Here is an 11,293-nt window from a genome sequence, read left to right on the forward strand (position 1 = left end):
GAAAAAAAGGTTATTTCGCGGTGCTGACAATCCGGATGATGTCACTGTCTTTGAGCTCGTGGGTATCCTTGACCCGCATTGACGTCCGGGCATCGACGGCATAGAGGAATCCTTTCCCGATGTCGGTATGGACCATGAACGCAAGATCCCGGGGAGTTGAGCCGCGCTTCATCAGGAAGGCATCCGGCAGGACACGGCCCCTGCTATCGGAGAACTTGTGCTCATCCTCGACCGGATAGACGACAATCAGGCCGAGAATTTCCCGGATGGCATGGTCGATGGCCTGCTGGACCCCTGTCCCGCCGAACGCCTCCATGACTCTTTCTATCATGGCCAGACCGGCCTTTTGCTGGGGGGAGAGTGCTTTCTCGTCCAGGATGGTGAAGGCGGGGTCGCCGGGGAGATAGCGGATGAGGTGTGCAGCCGCAGCGTTCCGGAGCGCTAGCTCCCCGGCAGCTGTTGCAAAGATCAACCGGCTCTTCTTCAGGTGATCGATCATCGCTCCCGGGGCCTGGTCAACCTTGTTTCCAACCGCGACCATGGGCTTACTGATACGGACAATTTCCCGGCAGAATCCCTTGAGCCCTTCGGAATCGGTATGGGCAAGGTCGATTCCGGCCGCACCTTCAGCATCGCGTACATCCTCGGGGGATATCTTCAGCCCGGTCAGCACTTCCGAGAGTGCCCGGTGGATGGAGTGCGACTTCGACTGCGCCTGCCGCTGCAGCCTTGTCCAGTGCTTGTCGATGATACCGTAAACCCACATCGCCATCTCGAATTCTAAAAACATGATATCCTCCATGGGGTCGTGGCTTCCCATATCGACAGGGTTCCCTTCACTATCGGTCGAACCGCTGGCATCGAGGATGTGGAGGATGGCATCTGCCTGCCTGAGATTGTCCAGGAACTGGTTACCGAGCCCCCGCCCCTTGTGGGCGTCAGGAACCAGCCCGGCCACATCAACGAGATTGACAGGGACGAACCTGACGCCATCCTGGCAGCTTTCGCAGGTGAGCGAGAGGCTCCTGCACGGACAGACCGCCCTGAAATAGGCCACCCCGAAGTTGGCGTTGATGGTGGTGAACGGGTAGTTGGCGATCTCCGCGGGAGCCATGGTGGCTGCCCGGAAAAAGGTGGACTTCCCGCAATTCGGCTTCCCCGCAAGGGCTAGCGTGATCATAGCAATTCCCTTTAAGTGATGCAACCTAATTAAACTGTTATTATGTCATTTGTCGCCCGGAATACCTATTATTTCGAAGCACCCGGCCCGGAGAACACCGCCGATTGTGCCCGGTTTGCAGTCGAGCGTGCTCGCGAGCTCGGCCTCTCGCACATCGTTGTCGCGAGCACATCGGGTAAAACGGCTCTCGCATTCCATGAAGCCACAAAAGGAACCGGTATCCGATTGGTCGTGGTCACCCACGTGGTCGGGTTTTCGAAACCCGGGATCTGGGAGTTTGATGCCGGCACAGCGCAGAAGCTCTGCGACGCCGGTGTGCTGATCGTGACAGGTACCCATGCCCTCTCCGGGCTAGAGCGGTCGTTCTCCCGCTCTCCAAAGGTAGGTGGAGGGTCCCGGACCGAAGCCGTTGCCGAGGCCTTCCGGAGAGTTATTGCCATCGGGCTGAAAGTGGCTGTGGAATGCGTGCTTATCGCCGCTGACCAGGGCGCAATTGGAATAGAAGAAGAAGTTATCGCCGTTGGCGGCACGGCCAGTGGTGCCGATACGGTCTGTGTCATCCGGCCATCGCACACCGCATCCTTCTTCGATCTCCAGGTGAGGGAAATCGTTGCCATGCCGCGGGTCCGGTAGCCATGGTAACAGAATCCTTTCGCTCAGCACTGGAACTGCTCCGCACTCCTGCAGCCTGGCTCCCGGGGATCGCCAGCGGGTTTTTCTGTGCATCCTTCATCTTTCTCCAGTTCTTCTCAGGCATCTTTATCGCCGAGCGGCTCTGGATACTGGAGATGCTGGTCTTTCCGTTCTTTGTTGCCGGGTTGATGCACCTGGTAAAGACCGGGGAGCGGTCACTATCAGCATTTATATCCGGGGGGACAGGAAAATATTTCCGGGTACTTCTCCCGTCGCTCATCATATTTTTTTGGCTGATCCTCACTCTGATCCTGCTGTTCATCCCGCTTGCCCTCCTCGGGGTTGCCGAGACCGCGTTCGTGTTCGTGGTGATGTCAACAAGTTTCACCGTGCTCCTTTTCACGTTCTTCTACGATGCCGCGGCAATTATCGAAGAACGGAAGGTCTTTGACGCGATCCGGAGGAGCGCAGAATTCGTCCTTCAGCAGACCCGGGCCTGCATGGTCTTCTACCTCATCGCGCTCGCTATCTTCTTTTCCGCGTTCTTCCTCACCCTGCTGGCATGGACCGCGGCGCTCTACGAGCGCCTCGAGCCCTTGGCAACTATGAGTGCCGTCGAGATACAATCGTTTTCCCCTTCACGGTTCAATGAACTCCTCGGATACAATGGTATCCTGGTCACCGCATTCCTCGCATTTATCGCTGTGACCATGGCTGTCTCCCTTATTTACAGCTTCAAGGCCTGTTTCTTCCGTGACCATGCCGGGACACCGACCGCCGTAACCCTCCAGGGAGAGTATGACGAGAAAGGACGCTGGTTCAAGTATTAACCGGCAACCGGGAGGGAAAGGAGGAGTGCACAAAGCCCTCCTCCTGCTGTTGCGACAAAGTTAGTTCCGGCGTTTCCAATTACCCCCCGGTTCTCGAATACCGCCCCGATTACGCTGTCGATGTTGGTTCCCAGGAATCCGCCAGCAGTCACTGCGGCAACAAACGCCATCGGGATCACCCCCATGATACAGGCAAGGAGGGACAGGATAAGTGCGCCGAAGAAGGCAACGGTCTCGCCAAGAACTGTCACGCCGCCGTTCGTCCCGGGAGGCACCCGCGAGAAGTCGGTAATCAGGTAGGGCTCACCAGCGATGACGCCGATCTCGCTGGCAAGTGTATCTGCTGCGGCGGTTGCCACGCTACCAACAAACAGGGCGGCAAACAGGGGGTTGCCGGAGATCCCCCAGAGGACGGCGGAGGCCGCCGCCACAATCCCGTTCGAAAACACGTTGAGGTAACCCCGTGCCCCTCCTTTTGTCTGCTCGACGCCCATCAGCTCTTTCTCGTAAAACCGGTAGCGGGTGCTGACCGAGCCCATGATGAAGAAGGCAAGCATGACCAGGAACCACCTGATATCAGCGAAAACGATCAGGATCATCCCCACCAGCGCACCGGAGAAGAGACCGCTTACATCAGCAGTTTTGGTACGGTAGGAGAAGTACCCGAAGGCAAAGGCTACAATGACCGCGGCGGCAATCAGCATCATGTCCGCCTGGTAGTTCAGGTCGTATATCAGGCCCATGGTCATTGCAATCCCGAGCGCCTCGATCAGCAGGGCATCCTCCCGCTCCCTGACAATAGCTTTCAGGAGGAGGGCCACCACCACGCCGAACAGGATAACCAGCGGTACGTACTCTTCCAGGTAGACCATCACCAACAGGCACCCGATAAACGCTGAAACGCTGTAGGCAACGTAGGACTGGAGCCTGCCGGCCCCCCACCTGAAGGCCAGCTCTCCCGTGACCATGATGGTGAACGTGCAGGAAAAAACGAGAAGGGGGAGGAGGGAGAGCCCGTAAAGGATAGCGATGGGGACCAGGGCAAGGGCCAGGAACCTGGTCTTCTTTATGAGGAAAAGGAGCGATGAGAAGAGGAGGATCATGATGGAGAGAACCCAGGGGGGTTGGACAGCTGGAGCAATCAGTACAAACGAGAGGGCGAGTATGGCCGCAAGCCTGTCCCCGAGCTCGCTCGACATTTCCTGAATGGTTTGGCGGGAGGGCAGAAGAGGTTTATTGTGAAAAAGCCATCCTCCTGACGGCATTCAAGCCCGGTCACGCGCGACACAGATGGTACCAGTCCTCCGTTGTTCGAACACTATATTTCTTACCAGCACAAATATGTGAAAAATGTCTCTCCCACAGGATCTCCCGAAGACCTACGATTTCAGTGAAGTGGAGCGCCGCTGGCAGGGAATCTGGCGGGATGAAGATAACTTTTTTAACCGGTCATCGGATCGTCCCCAGTTCGTGATCGACACTCCTCCCCCCTACCCTACCGGGAACTTCCATATCGGCAATGCCTTCAACTGGTGCTACATCGATTTCATTGCCCGCTACCGGAGGATGCAGGGATACAATGTGATGTTTCCCCAGGGGTGGGACTGCCACGGTCTGCCGACCGAGGTGAAGGTGGAGGAGATCCACGGCATTACCAAGAACGATGTTCCCCGCGAAGAATTCCGGAAAATGTGCCGGGATCTCACGCTGAAGAATATCGAGAAGATGCGCCAAACCCTCCGCAGGCTCGGATTTTCTGTGGACTGGAGCAACGAGTATATCACGATGCTCCCGGAGTACTACAGCAAGACCCAGCTCTCGTTTCTCAGGATGCTTGCCGATGGCTATATCTACCAGAGCGAACACCCGGTCAACTTCTGCACCCGGTGCGAAACGGCAATCGCGTTTGCCGAGGTAGCCTACGAGCCGAGGGAGACGCGGCTCAACTACTTCGATTTTGACGGCGTGGAGATCGCTACCACCCGCCCGGAACTGCTCGCTGCCTGCGTTGCCGTCGCTGTTCATCCTGACGATGAACGATACATAAGTCTCCGCGGCCGTCGTCTGACCGTCCCGATCTTCGGGCACGAGGTACCTGTCATTGCAGATTGTGCAGTCGATCCCGCGTTCGGTTCGGGAGCAGTGATGATCTGTACCTTTGGCGACAAGCAGGATGTCCACTGGTGGAAACAGCACAATCTGGACCTCCGTAAGGCAATCGATCGGCAGGGGAAAATGACCGGTGTGGCCGGGAAATACCAGGGCATGAAATCTGGAGAGTGCCGGGATGCCATCCTCGCCGATATGAAAGAGAGAGGAATCCTGCTGCAACAGGAACCGCTCGAGCAACGGGTCGGAACCTGCTGGCGGTGCAAGACCCCGCTCGAGATCATGAGTGAGCGGCAATGGTTCGTGAAGATCATTCCGGATGAGATCATGTCGGCCGCACAGCAGGTCCGGTGGACCCCGGAACATATGTTTCTCCGGATAGAGAACTGGATCAACCAGATGGAATGGGACTGGTGTATCTCCCGCCAGCGTATCTTTGCCACGCCGATCCCGGTATGGTTCTGCGCGACATGCGGAGCGATGGTTCTCCCTGACGAGGAAGACCTTCCCATCGACCCGACAGTCTCCCGGCCCGCAAAACCCTGCAGCACCTGCGGGTCGTCCGAGTTTATCGGGGAGGAAGACGTGCTCGATACCTGGATGGACTCCTCCATCTCGGTCCTGAATGTTACAGGGTGGAACGGAACATCCGTCCCCGAGATCTTCCCGGCGCAGCTACGGCCCCAGGGGCATGATATCATCCGGACCTGGGCGTTTTATACCATCCTCCGCTCCATGGCCTTGACCGGTTCCAGACCCTGGGACGAGATCCTGATCAACGGCATGGTGCTCGGAGAAGATGGGTTCAAGATGAGCAAAAGCCGGGGAAACATCATCTCGCCTGAAGAGATTGTCGAGCAGCACGGGTCGGACGCCTTCCGCCAGTGGGCTGCGGCCGGCGCCACGACCGGCTCGGACATCATGTTCAACTGGAACGATGTGGTTGCCGCATCGCGTTTCCAGACCAAGCTCTGGAACATCGCCCGCTTTGTCCTGCTCCAGATCGGGAAACACTCATTCGACCGCACGACCACACCGGGACCACTCGCCGACCGGTGGCTCCTATCCCGGCTCACGGAGATGACGACCGAGGTCACAGAGGCCATGGAGCTCTACCAGTTCGACCGGGCGCTGAAGGCCATCCGGGAATTTTCATGGAACGTTCTTGCCGACAACTACATCGAGCTTGTGAAAGGGCGGCTCTACTCGGACGACCCCGGACGGGACAGCGCCTGCCGTGTGCTCTGGGAAACCCTGGATACCCTATGCCGGCTCATGGCACCATTCGCCCCCCATTTCTCCGAAGAGGTCTCGTTCTATCTCGGGGAGGGGAGCGTGCACAAAAAAACATGGCCAGTACCCGGACCCGTAGACCAGGAAGCTCGTGCAAACGGCGACCTGCTGAGCAGCCTGGTGGCGGCAGTACGCAACTACAAGCATGAGCACGGACTGGCACTGAACGCCCCCATGGGCCAGATCACCATCTTCACCTCCCGTATCTCCGATGACTCAGGGGATATGGCCCGGGCACTGAACGGCCCGGTAACATGGGAGCACGACCGGTCGATACTGGAGAAGAAACCGGGGCCGGTGCAGTTCAACATGGCCGTGATCGGCCCGGCTCTCCGCAGGGATGCAAAAACCTTCATGGATGCTGTCCGGGCCCTCCCCCATAAGCGGTTGATTGCCCCGCCGGTCGCAATTAATGCCGGAGGAAAAGAAATCGCCGTCCCGGAAGGTGCATTCACGCTCACCTACAACTACCTGATCGGAGGAGAGGAGGTAGACATTATTACCGTCGATGATGTGATCGTGACGATCCGGAAAAATCCCTGATGCTCCCTGTAACGAACTCTGCGATCTCCTCTTCATTTTTCAGGCCATCGACCAGTACAAAACGCGAGGGTTCTTCTGCCGCCAGGGAGAGGTAATTCTCCTGAACACGGGCGAGGAATCCTGCTTCCTCGAAGTGTTCCCGGGTCCGTCCGTCCCCCATGCGGGAGAGGGCAACCCCGACTGGGAGCACAATCAGGAACGTTAGATCCGGGGGAATGGTCCACCCGTTGTGGACGGCCCGGAGCCATGCCAGCGGTTCATCGATGATTCCCTCGAGCATAACCTGCTGGTAGGCATAACGGCTGTCCGAGTACCGGTCTGATATGACCAGCATTCCGGCCGAGAGGGCCGGCCGGATAACCGTGGTGATATGGGCGGCATGGTCTGCGACAAACAGGAGCGCCTCGGTGACAGGGTCAACTTCGTCAGCAATTGCCCGGCGGACCGCATCCCCCACCCAGGTCGAACCCGGTTCCCGGGTGATAACAGGACATTCATCTTCAAGCAACCGAGCAAGCGATGAGACCAGCGAGCTCTTGCCGCTCCCGTCAATACCCTCGATGGTAATCAGGACCATGATCCCCTCCGTACGGCATCGAGGGGAATAAGCCCCCGGTGCACTGCTGTCGCCACCACCGCACCATCGAATCCTTCCGTGAAGAGGAGATCGAGGTCAGGCTCGCCAGCAATACCTCCTCCGAACATCAGGTACCCCGGATAGGCGGCACGGTATTTTGCGAGCGGTGCTGCAGAGAGTCCTTCCTCGGTCCCGACCGCCCCCAGATCGAGGATCAGGCATCCATCGAGCGGGAGGTCTGCAACTTCGCGGAGGACATCGCAGGGGTCCCGGCCATGGGGTATGACGCAGCCGTTCCGGACATCGAGAGAGAGTATCCCGGAACGATACCGGGAGAGATCAGCCCCTGCGGTTTCAGTCCCGATGACATTTACGATGTTTTCGCCCGGGAGGAGGTCATCGGGAGCCCTGCACCCCCGGTCGACGTAGCATCGTTGCACCATCCTGGCACTGCCCCGGACCTCCTGGTCATGGGATCCGGTTCCCGCGATCCTGTCCAGATCTGCAATATAGAGCAAGGCCGGCCGGACGATGCCGAGGTAGGAGACAGGGTGTGCATTGGGAGAGATGCCCCATGTCAGAGGGCGATAGGTCCTGCGCTGCCCCCGTTTTCCGTGGACAACAAGTCCCCCTTTCAGGTCCATTGCCAGAACCAAATCCATTGTAAGCGTAATCACTATTAGTCTGAACAATCATTAAATCCTATGCGATTGCTGGTCAGCCCGAGGGATATTGAAGAGGCGAAGCGATCACTTGCCGCCGATATCATCGATGTGAAGCGCCCTGCCGAGGGCTCTCTTGGAGCCAATTTTCCCTGGATAATCCGCGCGATTGCGGAACTTTCCCCCAAGCCGGTCAGTGCCGCTATAGGGGATTTTGGTTTTAAGCCCGGGGGAGCTTCACTTACCGCATACGGGGCTGCACATGCCGGTGCCGATTTTGTTAAGGTGGGCCTGATGTTCGACGGAACCGAACGGGCCAGCGAGTTCATCAATGCCGTGGTCAGGGCAGTGAAGGAGGAGTTCCCGGAGAAGAGTGTGGTCATCGCCTCCTATTCCGACTATGAGCGGCTGGGAACGATCTCACCCTTTGCCATGGCCCCACTCGCGGCATCCGCAGGGGCGGATGTCGCCATGGTAGATACCGGGGTTAAAGACGGGAGAAGTACGTTTGAGTTCATGAGCGAGGAGTCGCTGTCCAAATTCACGGAGATGAACCGCGATGCCGGGCTGATGACTGCAGTAGCAGGGTCACTTGGGTTTGAACACCTGCCTGCCCTGAAACGGATCGATCCCGATATCATTGGCGTGCGGAGCATGGTCTGTGGTGGTAACCGTGACTCCTCAATCCGGGAAGATCTTGTCGACCGGCTCGCAAGGATGGTAGGGTGACCTATGTTTCGTGAGAAACTTCAGGTCCCGGTTGCCCTCACCTTTGACGACGTGCTCCTCGTGCCTGCAGAATCATACATTGAACCGAACGAGACCGATATCAGGAGCCGCTTTTCAAGGAACATTCCCCTCAACATCCCGCTGGTATCCTCTGCAATGGACACGGTGACTGAGTCCTCCATGGCCATTGCCCTTGCCAGGGAAGGGGGAATCGGGGTCCTTCACCGGAATATGACGGCCGACCAGGAGGCTGCAGCGATCCGGATGGTCAAGCAGGCCGAGGAACTGATCGAGCGTCAGGTGGTATCCGTTGACCCGGACACCAGCGTTGCCGATGTCGAGCGGCTCATGAACGAGCATCGGATTGGTGGCGTCCCGGTCCTCGAAGAGGGCATGGTGGTGGGAATCGTCAGCCGCCGGGACGTGCGGGGAATCGCCCGTCGGCGCGGTAGCGAGAGTATCCGGACGATCATGACCAGGGAGCCCATTACCGCAACCGAGGATATCTCTCCTGATGAAGCCCTTGAGGTCATGTACACCAACAAGGTCGAACGGCTCCCGGTCCTGGACCACGAAGGGAGGCTGGTCGGAATCATCACCATGCAGGACGTGCTTGAGAAACGCCAGTACCCTAGCGCCAGCCGCGACCGGAGCCGGAGACTGAGGGTGGCAGCCGCGGTTGGCCCCTTTGACTTCGAGCGGGCCATGTTGCTTGACGAGGCCGGGGCAGACGCCCTGGTAGTCGACTGCGCCCACGGCCATAACATGAACGTTGTTGCTGCCGTCAGGAACATTAAGGGGAGTGCACGTGCCGATATCGTCGCGGGCAACATCGCCACCGCACAGGCCGCTACCGACCTTATGGACACTGTCGATGGCCTCAAGGTGGGGATCGGTCCGGGTTCCATCTGCACCACCCGGATCGTGGCCGGGGTAGGCGTCCCCCAGATCACCGCTATTGCCAGTGTTGCCGATACGGTAAAGGGCTCGGAAATTCCGGTCATCGCTGACGGCGGGGTCCGGTTCTCGGGCGATGTGGCCAAAGCCATTGCTGCCGGCGCCGACTGCGTGATGATGGGGAGCCTGTTTGCCGGGACCGATGAGTCCCCTGGTCGGGTCATCACCATGAAAGGAAGGCGCTATAAACAGTACCGCGGTATGGGGTCCCTGGGAGTCATGAGTGGCGGGTTATCGACTGACCGCTACTTCCAGAAGAAGGAGATCGGGGCAACCAAGTTTGTCCCCGAGGGCGTAGAGGGCGTCACTCCCTACGTGGGCACCGTATCCGAGGTTATCTACCAGTTATGTGGAGGACTCAAATCCGCCATGGGATACACCGGTTCACGCACCATTCCCGAGATGCATGAAAAAGCCGCGTTCGTCATGATCACTGCTGCAGGGCGGATCGAGAGTCATCCTCATAACATCCTGATCACTGACGAAGCGCCCAATTACCGGCTCTCGGAATAACCTTTTTTTCAGGTATAACGCCTCTGCGATACAGTTCCATGAACACCTGCAGGAACCGTGGGCGGTTTTCCTACACCCACTCTGCTGCCTGTCCAGGCATGAACGCCGGTTCTCGGCACGCTGGTGCATCGCTGGCGGGTATTTCGGGAGAGGGCCCTCGCCGGATTCATCCGTGCACGATGGTTCCTCAAACCATATGTCCATATATAGTAAGAACCCTAACATAAAGTAATTAACATGCTGGATCAGGCAGAAGTCGCCCGCATTCTTGACATCCTCGGGAACAGGAACCGCAGGCGCATAATCGAGCTGTTGCGTCAGAAGCCCTGTTTTGTAACCGAGATCTCGGACCGCCTGATGCTCTCGCCCAAAGCGGTGATCGAACACCTCCAGCTGATGGAACGCGAGGATATACTCTCCTTTCGTCTCGATGAACGGCGCCGGAAATACTACTTCCTGGCCAATGACATAAGCGTTGTCGTCAACCTCACCAGGAAAGAAGACGCTCGTGGTGGTCTTGCTGACCGCGATATCAGGTTCCGGCAGACACTTGCCACCCTGAGAAGGCTGGTAGATGCCCGCGAAGAGACGAGCGAGAACCTTCGGACCATCGAAAAGAATATCGATTTACAGATCCGGGATGTCGTCCAGTACGGGAGAGACCTGCTCGATTCCGACGATGAAATCAACCTCCTGATCGCGCTTGCCCATTGCGATCTGACTGCACCGGAGCTCGCCGAACTGACCGGCCTGCCCGAGCAGGCCTTATCCGTGGGGTTGAAGAACCTTACCATGAAACGGTTCGTGAAGATGGACGGCCGGACATTCCGGCTGAGGGGGCCCAATGGCACAGAGTAACCCGTACGATGACTTCCTGAAAAACCTCGCCCGCATGGTAGAGGATATGATCAGGAACATGCCCGAGAACGAAGGTACCCATTTCATCGGGTATACCATCATTGCCGGAAGCCCGGGAGACCTCCCCCGGATTATCCCCATGGGCACTCAGGCCGAAGATATCCAGTTCGAGGTTATCCAGGACGAAACCCATATCTTTGTGACCGGGAGACTCCCGCCCCAGTCGAAATCGGCTGCCTACGCGGATATATCGACCGATTCCGTGACTATTGTGGTCGGTGAGAAAAAGGCAACCATCCCCCTCGATTCGCCGATCGATATCATTCACAGTTTCTACCAGGTCAGGCACGGGGTCATCGACATCGTGCTGAAAAAGAAGAAGAAATCCTCGATCGGTTAAGGCGCCTGA

The 11,293-nt window shown here is 57.9% G+C and carries 11 protein-coding genes; 7 read left to right on the plus strand and 4 right to left on the minus strand.

Annotated elements, in window-relative coordinates; translation table 11 throughout:
- Positions 1-10: 10 nt before the first annotated feature.
- Entirely contained in the window at positions 11-1,180 is a 1,170-nt protein-coding gene (locus IPI71_07090) for a redox-regulated ATPase YchF (GenBank protein ID QQR70438.1), read from the minus strand.
- A 42-nt stretch (positions 1,181-1,222) separates the two neighbouring features.
- On the opposite strand from IPI71_07090, the gene IPI71_07095 reads away from it, so the two are divergent.
- Together IPI71_07095 and IPI71_07100 are read left to right on the plus strand one after the other, a co-directional pair.
- Positions 1,223-1,813 carry a hypothetical protein gene (locus IPI71_07095; protein QQR70439.1) on the plus strand — a complete coding sequence of 197 codons (591 nt, stop codon included), beginning with the start codon at positions 1,223-1,225 and terminating at the stop codon, positions 1,811-1,813.
- 2 nt (positions 1,814-1,815) lie between these two features.
- A complete protein-coding gene (locus IPI71_07100; GenBank protein QQR70440.1) occupies positions 1,816-2,643 on the plus strand; it encodes a hypothetical protein in 828 nt (275 codons plus the stop codon).
- On the opposite strand, the gene IPI71_07105 is transcribed toward IPI71_07100, so the two are convergent.
- The gene (locus IPI71_07105; protein QQR70441.1) at positions 2,640-3,842 is read right to left on the minus strand and encodes a TIGR00297 family protein; all 1,203 of its coding nucleotides are present in this window, start codon (positions 3,840-3,842) and stop codon (positions 2,640-2,642) included. The two genes, IPI71_07100 and IPI71_07105, sit on opposite strands and share 4 nt — an antisense overlap.
- 151 nt (positions 3,843-3,993) lie before the next feature.
- On the opposite strand from IPI71_07105, the gene IPI71_07110 reads away from it, so the two are divergent.
- Positions 3,994-6,588, plus strand: coding sequence for a valine--tRNA ligase (locus IPI71_07110; GenBank protein QQR70442.1), 2,595 nt, complete (start codon positions 3,994-3,996; stop codon positions 6,586-6,588).
- Here the strand turns inward: IPI71_07110 and IPI71_07115 are convergent.
- Together IPI71_07115 and IPI71_07120 are read right to left on the minus strand one after the other, a co-directional pair.
- Positions 6,545-7,165, minus strand: a complete 621-nt coding sequence (locus IPI71_07115; protein ID QQR70443.1) for a dTMP kinase — start codon at positions 7,163-7,165, stop codon at positions 6,545-6,547. The genes IPI71_07110 and IPI71_07115 overlap by 44 nt on opposite strands.
- On the minus strand, positions 7,156-7,827 hold the full coding sequence (locus tag IPI71_07120) for a nickel transporter (protein ID QQR70444.1): 672 nt from the start codon (positions 7,825-7,827) through the stop codon (positions 7,156-7,158). The genes IPI71_07115 and IPI71_07120 overlap by 10 nt, the downstream gene beginning before the upstream one ends.
- A gap of 42 nt (positions 7,828-7,869) precedes the next feature.
- On the opposite strand from IPI71_07120, the gene IPI71_07125 reads away from it, so the two are divergent.
- The 4 genes from IPI71_07125 to IPI71_07140 all read left to right on the plus strand — a co-directional run bounded on the left by IPI71_07125 (position 7,870) and on the right by IPI71_07140 (position 11,284).
- Positions 7,870-8,556 carry a (5-formylfuran-3-yl)methyl phosphate synthase gene (locus IPI71_07125; GenBank protein QQR70445.1) on the plus strand — a complete coding sequence of 229 codons (687 nt, stop codon included), beginning with the start codon at positions 7,870-7,872 and terminating at the stop codon, positions 8,554-8,556.
- A 3-nt stretch (positions 8,557-8,559) separates the two neighbouring features.
- The gene (gene guaB / locus IPI71_07130; GenBank protein ID QQR70446.1) at positions 8,560-10,026 is read left to right on the plus strand and encodes an IMP dehydrogenase; all 1,467 of its coding nucleotides are present in this window, start codon (positions 8,560-8,562) and stop codon (positions 10,024-10,026) included.
- Positions 10,027-10,263: 237 nt separating this feature from the next.
- On the plus strand, positions 10,264-10,884 hold the full coding sequence (locus IPI71_07135) for an ArsR family transcriptional regulator (GenBank protein ID QQR70447.1): 621 nt from the start codon (positions 10,264-10,266) through the stop codon (positions 10,882-10,884).
- Complete coding sequence (locus IPI71_07140; GenBank protein QQR70448.1) at positions 10,871-11,284, plus strand: hypothetical protein; 414 nt, start codon at positions 10,871-10,873, stop codon at positions 11,282-11,284. Before IPI71_07135 ends, IPI71_07140 begins: the two co-directional genes overlap by 14 nt.
- Positions 11,285-11,293 lie beyond the last annotated feature (9 nt).

It is taken from the genome of Methanolinea sp. (assembly GCA_016699325.1).
Lineage (GTDB): Archaea > Halobacteriota > Methanomicrobia > Methanomicrobiales > Methanospirillaceae > UBA9949.